The sequence below is a fragment of the Bacillus sp. JZ105 genome (assembly GCF_053903125.1).
Map to the genome: position 1 here is coordinate 352,116 of NZ_CP096387.1, position 21,459 is coordinate 373,574.

18 protein-coding genes, 1 pseudogene and 1 riboswitch are annotated in these 21,459 nt (G+C 41.6%); of the genes and pseudogenes, 13 read left to right on the forward strand and 6 right to left on the reverse strand.

The genetic code is table 11. From position 1 onward, the window contains the following. The first annotated feature begins 39 nt into the window (after nt 1-39). From M1D81_RS01875 to M1D81_RS01885, 3 genes and pseudogenes are all read left to right on the forward strand, one after another. Nucleotides 40-1,272, forward strand: coding sequence for a PucR family transcriptional regulator (locus tag M1D81_RS01875; RefSeq protein ID WP_024424315.1), 1,233 nt, complete (start codon nt 40-42; stop codon nt 1,270-1,272). A 132-nt stretch (nt 1,273-1,404) separates the two neighbouring features. After that, nucleotides 1,405-2,703: an arsenic transporter gene (locus M1D81_RS01880; protein WP_456265802.1), complete on the forward strand. Its 1,299-nt coding sequence runs from the start codon at nt 1,405-1,407 to the stop codon at nt 2,701-2,703. Between the two features lie 179 nt (nt 2,704-2,882). After that, nucleotides 2,883-4,197, forward strand: a pseudogene (locus M1D81_RS01885) (IS1182 family transposase). A 110-nt stretch (nt 4,198-4,307) separates the two neighbouring features. Here M1D81_RS01885 and M1D81_RS01890 read toward each other — a convergent pair. Further along, nucleotides 4,308-4,985 (reverse strand): amino acid ABC transporter permease, encoded by a 678-nt coding sequence (locus M1D81_RS01890; protein ID WP_034283291.1) that lies wholly within the window; start codon nt 4,983-4,985, stop codon nt 4,308-4,310. Nucleotides 4,986-4,997: 12 nt separating this feature from the next. Continuing rightward, on the reverse strand, nt 4,998-5,870 hold the full coding sequence (locus tag M1D81_RS01895; protein WP_456265801.1) for a transporter substrate-binding domain-containing protein: 873 nt from the start codon (nt 5,868-5,870) through the stop codon (nt 4,998-5,000). Nucleotides 5,871-6,052: 182 nt separating this feature from the next. Between M1D81_RS01895 and M1D81_RS01900 the strand changes: the two genes are divergently transcribed. Both M1D81_RS01900 and M1D81_RS01905 read left to right on the forward strand, forming a co-directional pair. Beyond that, nucleotides 6,053-6,382, forward strand: coding sequence for a YckD family protein (locus M1D81_RS01900; protein ID WP_024424311.1), 330 nt, complete (start codon nt 6,053-6,055; stop codon nt 6,380-6,382). A 108-nt stretch (nt 6,383-6,490) separates the two neighbouring features. Further along, a protein-coding gene (locus tag M1D81_RS01905; RefSeq protein WP_456265149.1) for an IS3 family transposase occupies nt 6,491-7,653 on the forward strand; the annotation gives its coding sequence in 2 pieces (ribosomal slippage) (nt 6,491-6,767 and nt 6,767-7,653; 1,164 coding nt in all). A 65-nt stretch (nt 7,654-7,718) separates the two neighbouring features. On the opposite strand, the gene M1D81_RS01910 is transcribed toward M1D81_RS01905, so the two are convergent. Further along, nucleotides 7,719-8,483, reverse strand: a complete 765-nt coding sequence (locus M1D81_RS01910) for an MBL fold metallo-hydrolase (protein ID WP_456265800.1) — start codon at nt 8,481-8,483, stop codon at nt 7,719-7,721. 115 nt (nt 8,484-8,598) lie between these two features. On the opposite strand from M1D81_RS01910, the gene M1D81_RS01915 reads away from it, so the two are divergent. Together M1D81_RS01915 and M1D81_RS01920 are read left to right on the forward strand one after the other, a co-directional pair. After that, nucleotides 8,599-9,015: an Lrp/AsnC family transcriptional regulator gene (locus M1D81_RS01915; protein ID WP_039176401.1), complete on the forward strand. Its 417-nt coding sequence runs from the start codon at nt 8,599-8,601 to the stop codon at nt 9,013-9,015. A 28-nt stretch (nt 9,016-9,043) separates the two neighbouring features. Beyond that, entirely contained in the window at nt 9,044-9,850 is an 807-nt protein-coding gene (locus M1D81_RS01920; RefSeq protein WP_456265799.1) for an aminoglycoside N(3)-acetyltransferase, read from the forward strand. A 1-nt stretch (nt 9,851) separates the two neighbouring features. Here M1D81_RS01920 and M1D81_RS01925 read toward each other — a convergent pair whose 3' ends face one another. The 3 genes from M1D81_RS01925 to M1D81_RS01935 form a co-directional block, all read right to left on the reverse strand. Beyond that, nucleotides 9,852-10,238, reverse strand: a complete 387-nt coding sequence (locus M1D81_RS01925; RefSeq protein WP_041106618.1) for a competence protein ComJ — start codon at nt 10,236-10,238, stop codon at nt 9,852-9,854. Nucleotides 10,239-10,357: 119 nt separating this feature from the next. Beyond that, on the reverse strand, nt 10,358-12,055 hold the full coding sequence (locus tag M1D81_RS01930) for a methyl-accepting chemotaxis protein (protein WP_456265798.1): 1,698 nt from the start codon (nt 12,053-12,055) through the stop codon (nt 10,358-10,360). Between the two features lie 127 nt (nt 12,056-12,182). Beyond that, nucleotides 12,183-12,611: a sporulation protein gene (locus tag M1D81_RS01935; protein WP_456265797.1), complete on the reverse strand. Its 429-nt coding sequence runs from the start codon at nt 12,609-12,611 to the stop codon at nt 12,183-12,185. 367 nt (nt 12,612-12,978) lie between these two features. On the opposite strand from M1D81_RS01935, the gene M1D81_RS01940 reads away from it, so the two are divergent. From M1D81_RS01940 to M1D81_RS01965, 6 genes are read left to right on the forward strand one after another with little or no spacing between them, the layout of a single operon-like run. Continuing rightward, nucleotides 12,979-15,039, forward strand: a complete 2,061-nt coding sequence (locus M1D81_RS01940) for a hydantoinase/oxoprolinase family protein (RefSeq protein ID WP_456265796.1) — start codon at nt 12,979-12,981, stop codon at nt 15,037-15,039. Next, nucleotides 15,036-17,024 carry a hydantoinase B/oxoprolinase family protein gene (locus M1D81_RS01945; RefSeq protein WP_456265795.1) on the forward strand — a complete coding sequence of 663 codons (1,989 nt, stop codon included), beginning with the start codon at nt 15,036-15,038 and terminating at the stop codon, nt 17,022-17,024. Before M1D81_RS01940 ends, M1D81_RS01945 begins: the two co-directional genes overlap by 4 nt. Then, nucleotides 17,021-18,106, forward strand: coding sequence for an ABC transporter substrate-binding protein (locus tag M1D81_RS01950; RefSeq protein ID WP_456265794.1), 1,086 nt, complete (start codon nt 17,021-17,023; stop codon nt 18,104-18,106). Before M1D81_RS01945 ends, M1D81_RS01950 begins: the two co-directional genes overlap by 4 nt. A gap of 8 nt (nt 18,107-18,114) precedes the next feature. Continuing rightward, entirely contained in the window at nt 18,115-19,206 is a 1,092-nt protein-coding gene (locus M1D81_RS01955) for an ABC transporter ATP-binding protein (RefSeq protein WP_456265793.1), read from the forward strand. Then, entirely contained in the window at nt 19,206-20,075 is an 870-nt protein-coding gene (locus tag M1D81_RS01960; RefSeq protein ID WP_456265792.1) for an ABC transporter permease, read from the forward strand. The genes M1D81_RS01955 and M1D81_RS01960 overlap by 1 nt, the downstream gene beginning before the upstream one ends. Continuing rightward, nucleotides 20,068-20,871 carry an ABC transporter permease gene (locus tag M1D81_RS01965; protein WP_456265791.1) on the forward strand — a complete coding sequence of 268 codons (804 nt, stop codon included), beginning with the start codon at nt 20,068-20,070 and terminating at the stop codon, nt 20,869-20,871. The genes M1D81_RS01960 and M1D81_RS01965 overlap by 8 nt, the downstream gene beginning before the upstream one ends. Nucleotides 20,872-21,240: 369 nt before the next feature. Further along, nucleotides 21,241-21,334: riboswitch (cyclic di-GMP riboswitch) on the forward strand. The last annotated feature ends 125 nt before the right edge of the window (nt 21,335-21,459 follow it).

The following is a 21,459-nucleotide window of genomic DNA, read 5'->3' on the forward strand; positions in this document are numbered from 1 at the left end:
AGTATGATAAATGTATCACTTAATCAGGGAGCAATCGGGATGGAAGAGATATTAGAAAAGCTTCATACATTTTTTGATGTCGACAAATTAATTGCATTTATTAGCGGATATTTAAAAAAACCAGTCATTTTAGAAAGCACAGAGTGTCAGCTCCTTGCTTATAATTCTTACAGCATTCAGCAGTTTGACCCAGTCAATCAGCAAACGATTTTCTCAAAAGAATGTCCGGGGTCTGTGGTCGATTGGTTAAAGAAAACAGGGGTAATTGAGCGGCTTCACAAGGAGTCAAAGCCTTTTTATGTGAGCGGCCATGACGAGCTCGGATTTAATCGGCGGGTGGCTGTGAGCGCCAAGCATAAACAAGAGGTAGTAGGCTTTATTTGGGTGCAGGACATTGAGGACTCCCTCTCTCAGGAGGAGCTGCAATTTTTACACGAAGCTTCCTTTCAGGTTGGAAAAGTGATTTATAAGAATAAGAAACAGCTTGAGAAAAAGGAAGGCAAGATTGAAGAGTTTTTCAAAAAGGTCATGGATGATCATTTTTATACTGAAGAAGAGCTGAAATGGGAGGCTGAGAACTTAAGCATTCCACTGCCAGCCGTATTTACCGTTATGGTCGTGCACGCTGCCGATAACAAAAGTGAGACGGCAGAAGATGTGAAGGATGTCATTCGAACTTATTTGCAGCTAGAGGATAAAGTGAATCACGTCTATTCGGTTCAAGCAGATATTGTCGTTATATTAGGCAGCCTGTCAGACCGGCACTCACCGAAAGCGACTGCCGCTGATGTCATCGCACATCTGCAATCAAAAACGAATGCCCATCCTTCCCCTTTGTATATTGGGATGGGAAGAGAGTATCGTGATGTCATGAAAATGAGTACAAGTCGATTTGAAGCGATAGAGGTCGTCAAGGCAGTAAAAATTGTCGGAGGGCAAGAACTGATTCCATATGATTATGAGAATTTAGGGGTCTTCCGGTTTTTAGACTCTATTTACAGCCATCAAAAAAAGAAAAACGACTTCAATCCAGATTTGTTACGCTTGAAGGAAAAAGACCGCGAGAGTCAAACCTCGTTTTTAAAAACGCTGGAAGTCTACTTATTGAATAACTGCAAGCTAAAGCCAGCAGCGGAGCAGTTGTTTATTCATCAAAATACATTAAACTATCGAATGAAACAAATTTTTGACATGACTTCGATCGACTTAAGTCATTTTAGCCAGAGATGTGAGTTATTTATTGAATTGATGCTGATGAAAAAAGATCAATAATGATGATGGAATCCGCAGGTGCACGGGATCACCTGCGGGTTTTCATGTGACATGCGAAAATGGCATACAACTGATGCATTTCGTTGTATGATAGATAAAGATTTTATGAGAAAAGTGAAAGGGGGGCCACCTTTGGGATCAGTCACCTTAGCCATTTTGATTTTCATCATGACCCTCGTCCTTGTCATTTGGCAGCCAGGACGTGTCACCATAGGATGGTCAGCGTGTGGAGGCGCCATTCTTGCACTTGCCTTTGGTGTCGTTCATCTGGGCGATGTGTGGGAAGTCACGCAAATTGTATGGAACGCGACCTTTGCCTTTATTGGCATTATTATCATTTCGTTAATTTTAGATGAGATCGGCTTTTTTGAATGGGCTGCACTGCATATGGCAAAAGCCGCAAGAGGCAACGGTGTCCGCATGTTTATTTATTTAACATTGCTCGGCGCTGTTGTAGCTGCTTTTTTTGCCAACGATGGAGCGGCGCTGATTTTGACCCCAATCGTTTTATCTGTGGTGAGAGCGTTGAAGCTGGATGAGCGCATGGTGCTGCCTTTTGTGATGGCAAGCGGCTTTATTGCAGATACAACCTCCTTGCCATTTGTCATTAGTAACCTGGTCAATATCGTATCAGCCGACTATTTTCATATTGGTTTTCTAGAATATACAGCGAATATGTTCGTGCCAAACCTTGTGTCGCTTGGAGCGAGCATGCTGGTTCTGTATGTATTTTACCGAAAGCTTATCCCAAAAACCTACGATCTGTCACAGGCAAAGGAACCGGCGTCAGCTATTCGAGATATCCGTATGTTCCGTTTGTCTTGGTATGTGCTCAGCTGTCTGCTTGTGGGTTATTTTGCGGGGGAGCTAATCGGTATTCCAGTGTCCATCATCGTAGGCGGGATTGCCCTTGCTTTCTTATGGCTGGCGAGAAGAAGTCCGCAAGTGGCGACAAAGCGAGTGATCAAAGAAGCGCCGTGGTCCATTGTGTTTTTCTCGATCGGTATGTATGTCGTCGTATATGGACTGAAAAATGTCGGTCTTACAGAAATATTGGCGGCATGGATTGAACAAGGGGCTTCACATGGCTTGCTTGCAGGAACGATGTTTATGGGCGTGCTTGCCGCAGTGCTGTCCTCTGTGATGAACAATCTGCCGACCGTTTTAATTGATGCGATTGCCATTGGACATACAGATACAGCAGGTGTCATGAGAGACGGACTGATTTATGCCAATGTCATCGGCTCCAACCTTGGACCGAAAATGACCCCAATCGGCTCATTGGCGACATTGCTGTGGCTTCATGTTTTAAAGAAAAAAGGCGTCCATATCTCTTGGGGGGCTTACATGAAAGCCGGAATCATCCTGACCATCCCAACCTTGATTCTCACATTACTCGGGTTATATGTATGGTTATGGCTCATTCATTAATTATCGTGTAGACAAACCCTCGCATTCGCCCGCAGGTATGCTCTCCGGTGCCTAGGGCTGCAAAGGTTTTCTATCACGCTGAAAAAGAGCAGATCCATGAGATCTGCTCTCAGCTTGTAGACAAAGTCTACAAGCTTTTTTGTATAATAAGGATATTAACATTTCTGTGGGGGATGAACATGTTATCGAAACGTGAAGAAGAAAGAAGAAATCAATTAGAAGTAGTGGCATTAGATGAATTAGTGCCTGAAGATCATCTTGTACGGAAAATAGATCAAGCAATCGATTTTGACTTCGTTTATGATCTTGTCAAAGATCATTATAGTTCCGACAATGGCAGACCAAGTGTGGACCCCGTTGTTCTCATTAAAATGGTTTTGATCCAATATCTATTTGGCATTCGCTCCATGCGTCAAACGATTAAAGAAATTGAAACCAATGTGGCTTATCGTTGGTTTATTGGGTATGGATTTTCGGAGAAAATTCCGCACTTTTCTACCTTCGGTAAAAACTACGTGAGACGTTTTCACGATACAGATTTATTCGAACAAATTTTTTATCGAATCTTAAGAGAAGCGATGAAAAAAGGCCTCGTTGACCCTTCTGTCGCCTTCATTGATTCAACACATGTCAAAGCGAATGCCAATAAGAAAAAACTTGAAAAGAAAATCGTTCGAGTTGAGACGAGAAGTTATCAAAATCAGCTTCATGAGGAAATTAATATTGATCGTGAAGAACATGGAAAAAAGCCTTTACCCCTTCAGAATAAAGAAGAAATAAAAGAAATCAAGGTCAGTACAACTGACCCAGAGAGTGGCTACTATGTAAAGGATGAACGTGAAAAGTCATTTGCTTATTCATTTCATACAGCTTGTGATTCAAAAGGATTTATTCTAGGATCACTGGTCACAGGTGGTAATGTTCATGATAGTCGTATGTTAGATTCACTCGTATCTAGATGCTGGATATAAAACACCTTACATCGCTAAGTTTTTAATGGATCAAGAGATAAGACCAGTCATGCCTTACACTCGTCCAAAAACAAAAGCTGGTTATTTGAAAAAGAATGAATACGTGTATGATGCATATTTTGATTGTTACATTTGCCCCAACGGGCAAATTCTCTCCTATCGTACAACGACTAGAGAAGGCTATAAGCAATATGCGTCCGACTCAGAAGTATGTAAGTCCTGCTCGTTTTTAGATAACTGTACACAAAGTCAAAATCATACCAAACAAATTCATCGGCATATTTGGCAGGATTACCTAGATGAAGCAGACAACCTAAGACTCACTGAAATAAATAAGAGCATCTATGCAAAACGGAAAGAAACAATTGAACGCGTTTTTGCGGATGCCAAAGAAAAGCATGGTATGCGTTGGACGAAACTTCGTGGACTAAAAAAAGTTTCAATGCAAGCGATGCTTACTTTCGCTGCCATGAACCTTAAAAAGCTAGCAAACTGGACATGGAAAGGACCATGTCCAGCGTAAAACACATGATATTTTTATCAAAAAATGTGAAAACCCCACTTTTACTTTAGGTAAAGGAGGGGTTTGTCTACGGTCTGAGAGCAGATCCATGAGATCTGCTCTTTTTTTTGCTACAGATATTTCGCATAGCGTTTTTCTAAAAAGTCCTGAAGCAATGAGACGACACTGCAAATGCCCCAGTAAATGAGTGCGACCAAAATATACATGGTCATATAATCGAATTCTCGTCCGCCTACAATTTTTGCCTGCTGGAAGAGCTCTGGTACAGTAATCATCGCTGCCAGTGAGGAAGCTTTGATTAAATCCAGCATGACATTGGTCAATGGCGGCAGGGCGATGCGGACGGATTGAGGCAAAATGACACCACGCATCGTTTGCCAATAGCTGAGACCTAATGATTTAGCGGCTTCTACCTGTCCACTTGGAACAGAGGAGAGGGCCGCCCGGTTAATTTCTGCAATATAGGCAGCACTATTAAAGCTGAACCCAATAATGGCGGCAGTGACCGCTGTGAACTCAATGCCGATATAGGGGAATCCAAAATAGAGAATAAACAAAATCACCAGAATAGGCACGCCTCGCATGAATGAGATATACAGCCGCGCAGGCAGCCGAAGAATCCATGAATTCGCCATCCTGGCAAGAGCGATAAAAAAGCCAAGAATGGTACCAAAAAACATGCTCACAAAGGAAATGAGCAGCGTCAGCCAAATGCCTTTCATAACAAACGGAAATGACGCCTTTGCCAGTGCAGGATTAAATATATATTCTAAATGAATATCTCCCACGATTGCGGCTCCTTATTTGGAAATGTCGACATCTTCGACATCAGCATCAATTTTCTTAGAGACGTCTGCATGATTAAAGAATTTCTCAGAAATCTTTTTCATTGTTCCGTCTTTTTTCATGTCGCCTAATACACGATTCAATTCTTTTTGAAGCTCTTTGTTGTCCTTCTTCATAACAAAACCTTGTTCATTCGGCATGTACTTCAAGTCAGGGTGAATCATAATATTTAATTTAGGAAATGCAGCAAGAGCCAGTGTCTGCAAGTAATAATCATTTAGAATGACATCTGTACGGCCGTTTGCAACATCCTTTAAGTATTGCTCGTTTGTCGCATTATCATAAATGACTTCTTTTGCACCGTACTTACGAGCGACATCCATATAAATCGTTGTGGCAGCCCCTGCTGCTTTCTTTCCTTTTAAATCTTTTAACGTTTTAATGCCAGATAAATCATCTTTCCGAACGATAGCCGTGCCGTAGGAATATTTATAAGGGGTTGAAAAGGCAAACTTGTCTTTTCTGTCATCTGTGATGTCGATATCATTTGCAGCGGCATCCACTTGACCAGAATTAATGGCACTCAGCATCCCATCATAGCCCATTTCTTTAAATTCTACTTTCACATCAAGACGTTTAAACGCTTCTTTGACGACTTCTACTTCATAGCCAGTTAATTGATCCTTGCCATTAGAAGTATCATGATAAGAAGTTGGATAAAGGGTGCCTGAAGTTGCAACCACGATTTTCCCTTTCTTTTTAATCTGATCCCACTTTGTGTCTTCAGATTGAGATGAGCCTGATTGACTGCAAGCAGACATGATAAGGATGAAAGCAGACACAACAAGCATGATCCATATAGGTTTTTTATGATAAAAACGACTCATTTAAGAATCCTCCTCTATTTTTTATACAAAACAAAACATAGCACGCTTTTTCTGTAAGGACAACGTTTTCAGAAGAAAAGTGAAAAAGTAAGAATATTATAAGCAATTTGCACGTTAGAAATAATGTATAAAAAAGGAAAGCGAGCGCAAAATAAAGGCGAATAAAGGAGGGAACAACAATGATGAAAAAAATCAGTAGTTTGATCATCTTGTCGATGATGCTGTTATTTGGTTTTCATATAGAAACGGCTCATGGAGAAACACCTCAAATGGAAAAGCGCCCGGTGACACATCAAGTGAAATTAACAGCAGAACAACAAAAACAAATTGAAATCCTTGAGCAGCAAATTCTTTCTAAGCGAAAAGAAGTCATTGAGAAATATGTACAGTACGGCGTGTTAACAAAGGAACAAGGCACACACATCACGAAACGAATGGATGAGCATTACACTCATTTGAAAAAGAACGGATTTGTTCCATTGCTGAAAAAGCCACAGCACCATCGCCCATGATAATGATGAAACCGGCAGCGAAGTAGACTAACCTAGTCAAATGGGACATAAAAAAACACCCTTCAAGTGATACACTTAAACTAAGTGCTAATTTGGAGGGTATTTTTTATGAAAAAAAACAAATATTCAGCTGAAATAAAATGGGCGGTTGTGAAAGATAAATTAAGCGGGCAGTTTACCAATCAACAAATTATGGATAAATATCATATAAAGAATGTATCTCAGATTAAAACATGGATGAAGTGGTATCGAGGAAATCAGTTACATCGATTCGATCAGCCAATTGGAAAACAATATAGCTTCGGGCATGGACCTGACAATGTATCCAAAGAGGAAAAAGTGAATAGGCAGGTTGAACACCTTAAGATGGAGAATGAAATTCTAAAAAAGTATTTGGAGATCGTAGAGGAGTTGAAAAGGGAGTAACCTTGTATTTGATCGAGAGATTACGGAAGAAATATACAGTAAAGTCTGTCTTAAGTATTTTGCAGGTCGCCAGATCGACCTATTATCGTTGGGTATCCGAAGGAATACGTAAAAAATCACAAGTGGAGAAGGCTGTTATTTCCTTATGTACCGAAACGTCGTTCCGGTACGGCCATCGTAAGATCCGAAAGCTACTTCAGCGTCAATATGATATCAAACGAAACCGAAATACTATACAGCGCATCATGCAAAAATACCATCTTCAATGTCGTGTGAAGCGTAAAAGGAAATGGAAATCAAAAGGGGAATCTGTCATCATTGCCCCAAATATATTAAATCGAAACTTCACCGCAATACACCCGAATTTAAAATGGGTAACAGATATTACTTATATTCAGTATGGACCAAGAACGCTCTACCTTTCGACCATTATGGATTTGTACAACAACGAAGTTGTTGCCTACACCCTAGATGATCACCAACAGACATCACTCATATTGGACACATTGAGAGCAGCTTTAGAGAAAAGGAATTCGCCTAAAGGTGTACTTGTGCATTCAGATCAAGGAAGTGTATACAGTTCGTATGCATATCAAAAGGAGCTGGGGGTAAGGAACCTCACAAGTAGTATGTCTAGACGAGGTAACTGTTGGGATAACGCAGTGATTGAATCATTCCATTCCAGCTTAAAATCAGAGGAATTTATGTTTACAAAGTTCAACTCTATATCAGAAAAAGATGTCAGGCAACGAATCGACCGTTACATCAAGTATTATAATGAAGAGCGTATCCAAAAAAAATTAGGCTACCACGCACCAAAAACATTTGGTAGCATGGCAACCTAATAAGGGTGTTTTATTTGTGTCTCAATCTGCTATGTCAGTCTAAAGTGCCGGTTTTTTATTGTCGATCAGAAGGTGAGACTTTCCCCATCTTGAGGGACAAAAATGGCTTGATCTGCATGATGTTCTTGAATGTAAGCTTCTAAAGCAGCTCTTGTTAACAAGCAATGATTCACAGCTTCAAGATGACAGACGACAATTTGAGCTTTTGGCTGAGAACGGTGAATGTCTAGAATCTCTTCCTTGGTCATTGTAATCGGATCGCCTTCTAAAAATTGAGCAGCCCCGCTATTGACCACAATGAGGTCTGGCTTGCTTGTATTCACAACCTCTTTCGGTTCATCACACCAAATAGTATCACCTGCAATATAAAGGGTAGGTTCATCAGGGTGAGAGAAAACAAAACCGCTCACCTGCCCCATCCGCTTCGCCGTTTCTCCCGTCCCATGCTGTCCGCCTGTACGTTTAATATGAACGCCGCAAATGTCCATTTCATCTTCAATGCATGTGACATGCTGAAATCCAGCTTCTTCAACTTCTTTTCGATCCTTCTCCGATTGAGTATAAATTGGTTGATCCTGAGCTAATTTTCTTTTGGCCTCGTCGTCAAAGTGGTCCACATGTAAATGAGAGAGTAAGACAGCATCTGGGTGTAACAGACTGTCTAAATCTATATTTACAGGAAGCTCCACAATAGGATTGTTCAAATGTTGATTGGCTGTATGAGGGAACGGTGGATATGTTCCTTTTGCTGCAAAAAAGGGATCGATTAAAAAAGTTGAATGACCATAGTGAAGGTATAAAGTCGCATTGCGAATGAGTGTAATTTTCATAAAAAGGCCTCCTTTTTTTCTGATTAAGTTTACAGTATATTAAAAGAGTTCTATGTGACAGAGGATCATGAAAGTCTTTTGGCAGAAGGGCTTGATTTTTGAAAGAGGTGAGCCAATGCTAGACCAAACAGATATGAATATTTTAAAAGAACTATCAAAGAACAGCCGATTAACGATGAAAGCTCTAGGTGAAAAAGTTCATTTAACCGGCCAAGCTGTTGCAAATCGGGTGTTAAAGCTAGAAGAAGAAGGCGTGATTGAAGCATATACCATTTCAATTGATTGGCAGACACAAAAGACAATTCAAACCTTTTTGCAGCTCTATACCCGTAGTCATCATCATGAACCACTTCTGTCGTTTCTTTATGAAAAGGAAGAAATCAAGAATTTGTTCAAAATAAGTGGTGAGGGCTGTTATATGGCTGAAGGACATTTCTCCAGTCATGATGAACTTGATCAGTTTTTAACGGAGCTGACGAATTACGCAAATTACAAACTGTCTATTGCGGTTAAACGTCTCATTCATCAGTAATAGAAGAGACGCAGGAGGAAAAGGAACGATGCAAAAATTAATCGAAAATCAAGCTGAACCGATGACAAAGGAAAGAATCAAAGCAGACTTGGAACGACTTGGTGTGAAAAAGGGCATGATTTTATGTGTTCACTCATCTTTATCATCAATCGGCTGGGTAAACGGAGGCGCTGTAGCCGTCATACAAGCATTGATGGAAACCTTAACAGAAGAGGGGACACTGATTATGCCGGCACAAACGTTAGAGCTTTCTGATCCCGCCGATTGGATCGATCCGCCTGTTCCTTATTCATGGTGGAAATCGATCAAAGAAACAATGCCTGCTTTTGACCCAGCTTACACGACGCCAGCAGCAATGGGTAAGGTGGCGGAAACATTTTGGAAATACCCAGGCGTGGCGAGAAGCAATCATCCTCATTTTTCATTCACAGCCTGGGGGAAAAGAAAACATGAAATTCTGAAACACCATGCACTTTCCTTTGGATTAGGAGAGCAGTCGCCTCTTGGCCGCATGTATGATCTTCAGGCTCAAGTGCTGCTGCTTGGTGCATCATTTGAGAGCATGACAGCTTTTCATCTAGCTGAATACCGAATCCCTCAGCAGGACCTCATGACAAGAGGAGCGCCTATTTTAGAGAATGGGTGGAGGGTATGGAAAGAGTACCAAGATATCATCACAAGAGAAGAACTATTTGAACAGATTGGCCGTGATTTTCTGCAATCAGGAGGCATCCATCAGCACAATCAAATCGGACTTGCCAGTTCATATTTACTGCCCATGAGAGAATCGGTAGACTATGCGGAAAAGTGGCTTGATCTATACGATCAGTCGTAATCTACACTGTTTGGAAATTTACATAATAAACGTCTTGATCAGGCTGCTGTGAGGTGTAGCAGGTAAGCTGATAGTTTCCTTTTGGAATGGAGAAAGACAGCACATGGGCCATGACGCTTGTGATATAAACTTGATCACTTGTAAGCGTAAAGGGAACTGTTATGGCTCTATCAACCGAGACTTGGGGCTCATCGCTATTTAATGTCACAATAATAGACGCCTTTCCATTATTGATTCCTTCAAAGGAAACTCCTTGATCTCCTGTTGCAAATCCTTGAAGAATGTCCTCATCTGTCCAATCAATAACAGGAGGTGTTTCGCTTCCGGTGTATACCGTGATTTGGTGGTAGGAGATAGATAGGGAATAGGCTTGATTTAAGTGATTCATATAAAAAACTCCTTTATTTATGGATTTTCGTTGGAACGTGAATGGTTAAAGAGTGATTCTTGAGGAGAAAGTTAGGCAGCAAGACGATTGTCGCCGTCTTGCGCTATTTGGTGTGGGATCTAGATGTGAAATTGCGAGACCATTGCTTTTAAATCTCCTGCTAAATGGGCAAGCGCTTCTGATGAAGCTGTTACTTCTTCCATTGCAGCAAATTGTTCTTCTGTTAAACCGGCTACTTGCTGTGAATGTTCACTCGTTTGTTTAACGCCTTCTGTTATAGACGCAAAAGATTGTTTCGCATCGTTTGTATAAGCTGCGATTTTTTGTGATGCACTTGATAAATGCTTAATGCCATCTGCCATTTCTCTCATGGATTGCTGGATATCATGAAATGATTCCTCTGTATGAGAGATAAGGACAGCCCCTTGAGCCGCTTCCTCTCTTACTCGTTTGATGGCATTCGTCGAATGAGTCATCTCTTTTTGTATTTCAGAAATGAGATGGGAAATCATGTTTGATGATGCTTGAGATTCTTCTGCAAGCTTTCTCACTTCGTCTGCGACAACAGCAAATCCTTTTCCGTGCTCACCTGCCCGTGCTGCTTCAATTGCTGCATTAAGAGCTAGCAGGTTTGTCTGGCTGGCGATATCTGTAATGACTTTGGAAATATGATCAATTTCAGCTGAACGTGTTTCCAATGCTTGAATCGCTGTACCATTTTCTTCAATTGATTTGGCAATAGACGTCATTTGTGAATGAACTTCACCGATATTGTGTACACCTTTCTGGGCCACTTCTTGTGCGGAGTGACTTCTTGAAGCCATTTGTCCTGCATTTTCAGTGATGTTTGCCAGCTCGTTTGATACTTGAATCATTTTGTGCTCACTAGCTGTCATTTGAGCGGACTGTTCTTCTGAAGATTGTGCCACTTCTTGAATCGTGTAAGTGATTTTTTCTGATGCTGCACTCGTTTCTTCTGCGCTAGCTGACAGCTGCTCAGAGGATGTGGCCACTAATTCAGACGTGTTCATGACATTTAGAATGGTTTGATTTAGTTTTTCACGCATCTTATTGAAATGGCCAGCCAGATCAGACAATTCATCACCAGCAGTATCCGTCACATTGATGGTTAAATCACCTTCGCCTGCACTCTTAATGGCAGAAGCCATATGCTTGAGACGTGCCTGAATCCGTTTAGTGAAAATAGAAATAATGATGACCGAAACGATCAGACTTAACAAAAGGACGATGACAAATTGTATATAGAATGACTGAAGCATTTGTGAAATCATGCTTTGATTGGCGCCAGTATAAAAAATACCAATTGTTTCGCCTGCTTCATTTTTGATTGGCATATAAGCCGTTTGATAGTCTTTCCCGGCAACATTTGCTGTGCCGTAATAGTTTTCTCCTTTATCTAAAACAGTGGTCTTCACTTCAGGAGAGACTTCTGTACCTACAGCTCGTTTCCCGTTTAACATGACATTCGTAGCTACGCGGGTATTTCCTTGAAAAATCGTGATGGTATCACCGGTATATTCGGCTAATTGGTCAACCAATGTGTCATGATCATTCATTTGCGTATTTCCTTTGAATAGCTTGTCCTCTTTAATCTGCCACGAGCCTTCTACTTTTTCATTCAGGTAGGCGTAGCCTAGTTTTAAATCACCTTTTGCTTTTTCAGTTGCCATTTGCTTGATGTTTTCCGTCATTTCGCGATTCACCACATAACCAACAACTGCGGAAAAGATGATGAGGACACTTAAAAAGATCAGCAAAATTTTGGCGCCAAGCCTCAGTTTTCCCTTTTTCTTCATGCTTTTTAACTCCTTTAGGTATAAGGTAGGATAACCCTCCTTAAGGATTATCGGCATGAAAAAAGTGTTTAAAATACCTGCATGCAGTCATGTGAAAATTTTTTTAATATAGAAAAGGGAAAGGCTGCTAATCGATGATAAATTGAATTCTTGTGCCGTCAGGATCATCCGATAATTGATGACTTACCCACGAGCCTGCGCCTCTATTATCAGAAGGGCGTACATATTTGACAGAAGCTCCTGTGCCTCCTTCTTTACACATTGCCATTGGCCATTCGTCACGATCATACCCGCGCTTTGTTGGAATGCCATGTAATGATCGATCTCTCTGCTCATCACTATGTTTACGGTCAATTGTACAAATGGATGAATGACCCTCATCAATGGCTTCTTCTATATGCTTGGCTGTTTCGGGATAGCGGTCTGATGGAAAATGAATCGTTTTGTCATAAGATGAATTCGCTGTCTCTTGTTTCCCTTGCTCCAGCTGGATATAGCCTGTTGCTACACCAATAACAATCAATAAAAGCAAGAGAATCATTTTAAGAAGTTTCATAGGTGCTGGCTCTCTTTCTTGTTTGCGTATTTTGTAAACAGAAGTATAGCAGAATTACTTACCAATTTCTCCTGGTTTTGAGAAAACGTCTTTTAAAATTCAAAAAACAGATTTTACTTGATTTCTTGTTTTTCATTTTTGTAGAAATTCATAAAAATTTTAATTTTGTAGATCATAAAACGATTATGCTCATCCAAAATGGCTTTATCACTGCTTTTTGAGCTAATTTCAAGAATTTAACACACAGAAATTTCAAAAAAATAAAATTGACTAGACCGATCTGCTTTAATAATATGGAGTCAAATATCAAAAAATGTCGTAATTTATCAAAATATGATTCTAATTACATTGTAGGAGGGAAGTACAAATGGCGGATGTCTCATACCGGCTCGGAATAGACATAGGCGGAACATTTACTGATTTATCGTTGATAAATGAAGCAACAGGGGAGCTGACTGAACTCAAGACACCCACAGTGACTGATGACCCAGCCCAAGGTATTATCAATGGGTTAAATCTTCTAAAAAAAAGAGGTGTTGATTTATCCAACATCCAATACCTCGTTCACGGAATGACAATCGGTCTTAATACATTATTGCAGCGAAAAGGAGCAGATTTAGCTCTTTTTGTGACAGAAGGATTTCAAGATATATTGTCACTTCAACGTTTACGACTACCCATTCCTTATGACTTCAATTCTCGTTTGCCAGAACCATTGATACCTCGGAAGCATGTATATCCAATCTCTGAAAGGTTGATACACGATGGTACGATCAAAAACCCTCTCCATCTGCAGCAGTTAGATGATGCAGTCCAGCATGTTATATCTAAAAATCTAGCAGGTATCGTCATTTCTTTTTTACATAGTTATCAAAACCCAGTTCATGAATTACAGGCAAAAGCCTATATCAATCATCATTATCCACAGTTAGAAGTCCTTACTTCATCTGAATTATGGCCTCAAATGAGGGAATACGAGCGTACAGTGATGTCTGTCGTTAATTTGTACATTCAACCAAAGGTGAAACAGTATTTACAAACACTGAAAAGTCGTTTGAAGGAAGAAGGTGTACCAATTTCTCCATACATTACACAATCAAATGGTGGTTTAATGGATGCAGAAAGTGCGGCAACTTCGCCTGTTAAGACTCTCTTTTCTGGTCCGGCAGCTGGTGTCATCGGTGCGGCGAGAATTGCAGCATCAGCTAGTGAACCCAACTTGATCACTTTTGATGTCGGGGGGACGAGTGCAGATATCTCGATTATTCAAAATGGACAGCCTACAATGGCGCAATCCAATCAGCTTTCAGGCTTTCCGATTATTCTCCCATCTGTTGCGATGTATTCAATAGGAGCAGGAGGAGGTTCGGTAGCATGGATTGATCAGGGCGGACTTCTAAAAGCGGGGCCAGAATCAGTTGGCTCAAATCCGGGACCAGCTTCGTATGGAAAGGGAGAAAAAGCAGCTTTAACTGATGCGTTTCTTATATGCGGTTATCTCAATCAAGAACGTTTTGCCGGAGGACATTTACAATTACAGTTGTCTGCGGCGAAAAAGGCCTTTCAGCCAATTGCTGATCAGCTCAACAAAACGGTTGAAGAGGCTGCTGACCAGCTCATTCAAGTAGCCGTAGCCAATATGTACACAGAATTAAGCAATGTGATGGAGCAGCAAGGATTTGACCCTAGAGATTTTAGTTTGCTGGCGTTTGGCGGAGCAGGGCCGGTTGTGGCGAATTTTCTTGCGAGAGAAATTCATGCGAAAAATGTGATTGTTCCTCCAAGTCCGGGTACATTATGTGCATTAGGTGCTCTGACCGCTGACTTTATTCATGATGCGGTGCTGTCGAAGAAAATATGCTTACAAGACTATTCGATCAACCAACTAAAACAAGATTATGAGAAGCTGTCGCGAAAAGCGACTGATTGGGTCAGCCAGCAGGACATTCAGCATATCAATCAGACATCCATTCTATTATTAGCAGACGCACGTTATCAAGGACAGGCATTTGAGATTGAATTGCCATTATCGATTGATTGGCTAAAACAAGAACAAGACATCCACCAACTCATTGAAGCCTTTCACAAACTGCATCAACAACAATATGGTCATAGGGATGATCAGGCAAACATCGAGTTTACTCATTTACGCGTTCGAGTCATAGGCGAGACGCCTCCGCTGCCTTTTTCACCTGTTCATGAAAGCAGCGGACAGTCTTTGAAACCATATGAATATAGACGAATCTTTATAGAGGAAAAAGAATACGAAGCACCGGTTTATAACCGGGATACTCTGTCAGTAGGTTCTATTGTAAATGGACCAGCCGTTATTGAGCAGGATGATACAACAACATTAATTTTGCCAAACTGGGCAGGTAGCATTGATCCATCAGGTAACTTAGTGATTTCAAAGGAGGCAGCTTTATGAGAACTGATCCAGCAAAGCTTGAGATGATGCGCAGTTATTTTAATGCGATTGCATCAGGCATGGGACATGTCATTGAACGAACGTCATTTACGACCTTCGTCAAAGAATCTGCTGACTTTGCGACAGCATTAGCCACGCCTTCTGGAGATTTCTTTGTTTATCCGAAGACAGTGGGTGTGACGATCTTTTTAGGGCTGAGTCTAAAAAAGGCGATTGAAGAAAGCGGGCCGATGCAGCCAGGAGACATTATCATCACTAATGATCCTTATACGACAGATGGTTTGGCGACTCACCTGCCAGATGTCCATATCATTAAGCCGATTTTTGTAGATGATGAAATCGTAAGCTATGCTTGGTCTTTTGTTCATGTCAGTGATGTGGGTGGACTTGTGCCTTCGAGTATTTCACCGACAGCAACGGATGTTCATCAAGAAGGATTAAGAATTCCGCCAGTAAAAATTTATGAAGGCGGAAAAGAGAATCAGGTCGTACGTACCTTTTTAAGAGCTAACAGCCGCGCTAGTCATCTAAATGATGGTGATATCAATGCGATGATTGCTGCAGTGAATACAGCAGATATTCGGTTAAAAGAAATGATTGAGAAATTCGGAAAAAACGAAGTGAAACAAGGAATGATAGACTTGCTGAAGCAAGCCGAGGATCGTGCTGGAAAGGTCATTGAAGCTATACCGGATGGAACGAGTGAATTTGCTGATTATTTAGATGATGATATGATCTCAGACGTCCCTATTCGGTTGAAAATCAAGCTAACGATCAAAGGGAAACGGCTGAAGCTCGATTTTTCTGAGTGTGATCCCCAAGTAAAAACAGCCTTTAACCTTGTTACCAATGGTCAGAAACATTCCTTTCTTTATCAAGGGTTGATTAATTACATCATTAGTAAGGATCCTTTTATACCGATTAATGGTGGAATAACGTATCCAATTGACGTGATCTCTCCTAAAGGAACGCTGGTGCATCCAGAATACCCGGCTTCTGTCGGGATTCGTCACTCGATTACGATGAGGCTGTACAATGTCGTGCTGGGCGCCATTGGTAAGCTGTTGCCTGAAGCAGTGCCGGCAGCAGGTGCAGGTCAATCTGCCATTGTGGTTCTCTCTGTACCTGATGATCAAACGGGTGGCAGGAAAATGTCCGTTGTCGAACCATTAGGCGGAGGCGGAGGTGCTCAAAATGGTACTGATGGAGTGGACGGTATTGATCATTCGTCAGGCTTTTTGAAGAATACCCCAATTGAGAGTTTGGAGCAGCATATTGATATTCATGTTCACCGATATGAGCTTCTGCCGAATACAGGTGGAGCTGGTGAAAATCGGGGCGGACATGCGATTGGTTTGGAATTTGAAATGATGAAGCCTGAATCGATGGTGACAGCACGAGGAATGGAACGGATGAAGTTTCAGCCTTGGGGATTAATGGGCGGCCGAGCAGGATCGGTTGGTGAGGTCAAGCTGATCACAGCTAATGGTAAGAAACAAGACCAGCCCAAAATAGATGTTCTGCGACTTGAAAAAGGCGATATCGTTCAATTGATTTCACCAAGTGGAGGCGGCTGGGGGAATCCATTTGCCAGAAAGAAAGAAAAAGTCCTTCAGGAAGTGGAAGCAGGTCTATTAAGTGAAGAAAGAGCGCTGCAGCAATATGGTGTGAAAGTGTATTTAGACCAAAATGAATGGAAGATTGATGAGGAGCAGACGAGCAAGGTGCGTGAAAAGGTTGATGTTTCTGCATCTGCTGACGTGTGGGATTTCGGAGAACACAGAGCAGCTTATGAGAAAGTATGGACGGACGAAGCCAGCAGTGAGCTGGCCGTTCAGCTTCGTTCCTATCCGGCTAACGAACGTACGCACTATAAACATGCAGTTCATCAACATTTCAGTCATAGAAATGAGCCGTTAACAAAGGAAGATATTACGCAAGCACTTCGTCAAATGAATGGACAAAAAGGGGGAAATGAAACATGAAAAGAAGATTAATTGCGATTTTTGCAGGTATCCTATCAATCGTTGTACTGCTGGCCGCTTGTGGTGGAAATGGAAAGGATCAAGGCAAACAGCAGCAGACTGTGATTGTTGGTGTATATGGAGGCGATTGGGAAAAGAATATTAAACCAATCCTCGAAAAGTTTGAAAAAGATACGGGAATTAAAGTGCAGACCGTCTCTGGGGCGGATTCTGAATGGTTTACAAAATTAAAAGCGTCAAATGGGAAAAATCCACCATATGACTTGCTAATTTTACAGCCTGATACGATTCAAAGAGGTATCGCGGCAAACGTTCTTGCGCCTATTGATGAAGATCAAGCGCCGAACGTCAAAAAGCTTTACCGTTCTGTCCAAAAGAAGCTTACTGTGAATGGAAAACAATATGCAGCAGGCTTTAGTATGGGGCAGCTTGGAATTGCTTATAGAAAAGACCTCGTCAAGCAGGAACCAAACAGCTGGACTGACCTATGGAGCAGTCAGCTGAAAGGGAAGGTAGCCATTTCATCTCCGACTTATTCAGCCGGTTTGCAATTTTTCTCTGCACTTGTTCATGCGCAAGGGGGGATAGAATCAAATCCTAAGGATATTGATAAAGCATTTAAGAGTCTCGCGCAATTAAAAGGTCATGTAGCTGCTTTTCCAGATAACCCAGGATCGATTCAAACTTTGTTAGAACGTGGGGATGTCGCGGCTGTTCCATATTGGGACGGGCGAGTATTTGCACTTGAAGAAGAAGGAATGGATATTGGTTTCTCATATCCGAAAGAAGGCGCTGTTGCAGCTGTTGCGAGCTGGGCTTTAACGAAGGGGAATCAGCACGAAGAAGCGGCGTACAAACTATTAAACTACTTGAGCGGAAAAGAAGCTCAGGAGGCATTCTCGGAAAAATCTTATTATGGCATGTCGAATTCTGATGTGAAATACAATGACAAGATTAAGGGGAAAGTGAAAGTTGGAGAAAATTATTACAGCAAGCTGACTTGGGTAGATTATGAAACAGCGACCTCTGAGCTTGGCAATTGGACAAATCGATGGAACGAAGTATTAGGCGGAGGAAAATAGGTGATCGCATGAGTGGAATTCATTTAGAACACATCAGTCAGCACTTCGGTGAGCAGATTGCTCTCAACGATGTCAGTCTTAAGGTGAATGAGGGAGAGTTTTTCTCCCTTCTTGGTCCCAGCGGCTGCGGAAAATCAACGTTATTAAACATCATTGGCGGTTTTTTAGAACCAACAAAAGGCGTTGTCTATATTGGTGATCAGGATGTGACAGCTTTGCCGCCCTACCAAAGAAAAACAGGTATGGTCTTTCAAAGCTATGCACTTTTTCCGCATCTGACTGTATTTGATAATGTGGCGTATGGGCTAAAGGTTCAAAAGAAAAAGAAGGCGGAAATTAAAGAGAAGGTGATGGAAAGCTTGTCTCTTGTTCAATTAGAGGCATTTGCGAAACGGATGCCCCACCAATTAAGCGGTGGTCAGCAGCAGCGGGTAGCGATTGCAAGAGCGCTGGCGATTCAGCCGTCTGTTCTTCTTCTTGATGAACCGCTCAGCAACCTGGATGCCAAACTAAGAAAAAACATGCAGACAGAGCTGCGAAATATTCAAAGGAATGTCGGGATAACAACCATTCTTGTGACACATGATCAAGAGGAAGCCTTAAGCCTTTCTGATCGGGTTGGAATTTTAGGAGAGGGAAGAATTCAGCAGATTGGGACGCCTTTAGAGGTGTACCGCCAGCCAAACAATCGATTTGTAGCTGAATTCATCGGACAGGTGAACATCTTTGAGGCCGTCTACAATGAAGCTGATGCTGTATTTACGGTTCCGCATTTCAACCATTCAAACGGTCAGCATCTTCAGCTGCAGGCTGCGGCACATCAAGAGAAGAGGGAAAAGCAACTGCTTATGCTGCGTCCTGAAAGAATCAGCATCTCTTCTGAGCAGGAGGAAGTTCAGCCAAACCATGTATCAGGCGTGCTGTCAGATGTGAGTTATATTGGGCACTCATTACGTTTGGTTGTGGGACTTGATAATGGTGAAATCATTGTCCATGCTTCTGATGCGGCATTTCCCGAGCTGCCTGAAGTTGGAGAAACCGTCCATATCCATTGGCAGCCTGAAGATATCGTTTTCTTAGATTCGAAGGTGCATACGTGATGCGAATCAAGAAAAAGAATCAACGATTTCATTGGTTTATGCTGCTTCCAGCCTGTTTGTTTCTTGTTGTATTTTTATTAGCTCCGCTGGTGATGATGCTCGTTCTCAGTTTTCGTGATGTCGATTCGATGATGAATACATTACAAACGTATAGCTTTTCTCAATATATCCATGTGTTCACGACAGATGCATATGTAAAGGCGATTGGAAGTACTGTGTGGGTGGCTTTGCAGACAACGGTGATTTGTTTATTGATGGCATACCCCGCAGCATACGTGCTCGTCAAAGCACCTAATCCGCGTCTGCGGGCATTTTTCTATATCCTACTTGTGTCGCCGCTTTTGACAAGTGTTGTGATTCGGACGTTTGCTTGGATTGTTCTTCTTTCGCAAAATGGTCTGATCAATGGCATGTTACTAGATTTACATGTAATTGAGAAGCCGCTCTCCATGCTGTGGAATATGAATGCAGTCATTCTTGCCTATGTCCAAGTCATGCTGCCATTTGCAGTACTGCCGATCGCAACAAGCTTAACCGATATGGATCGTCACTTAAGACCAGCTTCTATGAGTCTTGGAGCTGGCCGGATTCGAACCTTTTTTCATGTCACCTTACCACTGACCATTCCAGGCATGGTGACTGGTGCGATCATCGTCTTCTCACTGGCAGCAGGAAGTTATATCACCCCGCTGTTAGTCGGGGGACGGATGCAGCCGCTGCTGCCGCTGTCAATTTATCAGCAGGTGATGCAGGTATATAATCTACCACTTGCTGCGGCTATGTCCTTTACATTATTGGTTTGTGTGCTTGTGGTAGTCAGTCTATTAAGCTATTTATTGAAGCGTTGGGAGGTGAGGATGCATGCGTAAAAAGTCAATAGGTGACCGCTTGCTTTCCATCTTGATTTGGACTCTTGGGTCATTGGTTTATCTTTTTTTAACCATACCTGTTCTTGTGATCGTCCTATCTGCTTTTAGTCCAAATGCCTTTCCTGAATTTCCACCGACTTCTTTCTCTGTTCGCTGGTTTCATGAGGTCGTGTCAAATCCAGAATGGATGGAATCTCTTCGGATCAGTGTGATTCTGCTGTTCATTGTGACGCCTCTCACGGTTCTTTTAGGGACAATGGCTTCGTATGCTTTAGCAAGGCTTTCCTTTAAGGGAAAGGAGGCTGTCCAAGCATTCATAATGTCACCTCTCATGATTCCTCAGGTGGTGTTAGGGATTGCAATGCTTTACTTGTTTACGGCTATGGGTTTTACAGGGTCTTTGTGGGCGCTCGTCATTGGTCACGTCATCATTGGTTTTCCCTATGTGGTTCGAACGGTAGGCGTGAGTGTTTCGAATTTAGATCCGCGGCTTGAGCTGGCTTCAATGAATCTTGGCGCAGGACCCATCCGCACGTTTTTTCGAGTCACATTGCCTTTGATTAAGCCGGGAATCATTGCAGGAGGGGTGTTTTCAGCTGTGACGTCATTTGGGGAAATATCGATCAGTTTGTTCGTTTCCTCTCCTCAAACCATTACAATTCCTGTCAGGACCTTTAATTACATTGAGCAGACCTTTGATCCAAGTGTCAATGCGATATCTGTCATATTTATTATCATTTCTATCATTGCGCTGCTCATTATTGAAAAAACGATTGGTCTGTCTAAGGTGATGTAAATATAATGAAGAAACAAGGGGTTGTCATTTGAAATGACAGCTCTTTTTTTGTGTTGTTTTTACAGTAAAAAAATTCATTTTTTTAGGGAATGTAGTTCTTAAGATTTAAGAATTTGCGGGGAACGCAAGGAGACCTCTATCCTACATTTTCGGGCATATTTTCAAATTTTAAGGAAAAATATGAAATTTTTGCGGTATTTAGTCGATTATTTTCGGTTGAACGCAACTATTATTAGTTATTTTCGGTAAATATCGTCAATTCTCATAGGATCCCTTCGGTATAACGCATGAATCTTTACACCTATTTTTCGGTGAAAAAAACAATATTTTCATATAAAGTGGACGTAAATAGAAAATATCTAAAAGAAAAGAAGAAAAAGGCAAATCTATGGAAACATAGAGACGCAAAGCCATGTCCTAAGGTAAATGATTCTTTTTTTGCTAAGGTCGGCAGGCTACCGAATGAAAATGGGAGTCCCTCCGTTTTATTCGGGGTGGGCTCCTTTTCTGTTAAAGCGTCTATTTTAATGAAATAGACTTGGTTCTTTTGGTATAGAGGGTGCAGGGTGAAATTGGTGGAGAAAACAT

Coding starts and splice junctions, on each gene's coding strand:
- M1D81_RS01950 (WP_456265794.1), top strand. CDS start 17,021: ATGAAAAGAAGATTAATTGCGATTTTTGCAGGTATCCTATCAATCGTT.
- M1D81_RS01935 (WP_456265797.1), bottom strand. CDS start 12,611: ATGAAACTTCTTAAAATGATTCTCTTGCTTTTATTGATTGTTATTGGT.
- M1D81_RS01965 (WP_456265791.1), top strand. CDS start 20,068: ATGCGTAAAAAGTCAATAGGTGACCGCTTGCTTTCCATCTTGATTTGG.
- M1D81_RS01910 (WP_456265800.1), bottom strand. CDS start 8,483: ATGAAAATTACACTCATTCGCAATGCGACTTTATACCTTCACTATGGT.
- M1D81_RS01915 (WP_039176401.1), top strand. CDS start 8,599: ATGCTAGACCAAACAGATATGAATATTTTAAAAGAACTATCAAAGAAC.
- M1D81_RS01955 (WP_456265793.1), top strand. CDS start 18,115: ATGAGTGGAATTCATTTAGAACACATCAGTCAGCACTTCGGTGAGCAG.
- M1D81_RS01960 (WP_456265792.1), top strand. CDS start 19,206: ATGCGAATCAAGAAAAAGAATCAACGATTTCATTGGTTTATGCTGCTT.
- M1D81_RS01895 (WP_456265801.1), bottom strand. CDS start 5,870: ATGAGTCGTTTTTATCATAAAAAACCTATATGGATCATGCTTGTTGTG.
- M1D81_RS01930 (WP_456265798.1), bottom strand. CDS start 12,055: ATGAAGAAAAAGGGAAAACTGAGGCTTGGCGCCAAAATTTTGCTGATC.
- M1D81_RS01940 (WP_456265796.1), top strand. CDS start 12,979: ATGGCGGATGTCTCATACCGGCTCGGAATAGACATAGGCGGAACATTT.
- M1D81_RS01925 (WP_041106618.1), bottom strand. CDS start 10,238: ATGAATCACTTAAATCAAGCCTATTCCCTATCTATCTCCTACCACCAA.
- M1D81_RS01920 (WP_456265799.1), top strand. CDS start 9,044: ATGCAAAAATTAATCGAAAATCAAGCTGAACCGATGACAAAGGAAAGA.
- M1D81_RS01945 (WP_456265795.1), top strand. CDS start 15,036: ATGAGAACTGATCCAGCAAAGCTTGAGATGATGCGCAGTTATTTTAAT.
- M1D81_RS01900 (WP_024424311.1), top strand. CDS start 6,053: ATGAAAAAAATCAGTAGTTTGATCATCTTGTCGATGATGCTGTTATTT.
- M1D81_RS01875 (WP_024424315.1), top strand. CDS start 40: ATGGAAGAGATATTAGAAAAGCTTCATACATTTTTTGATGTCGACAAA.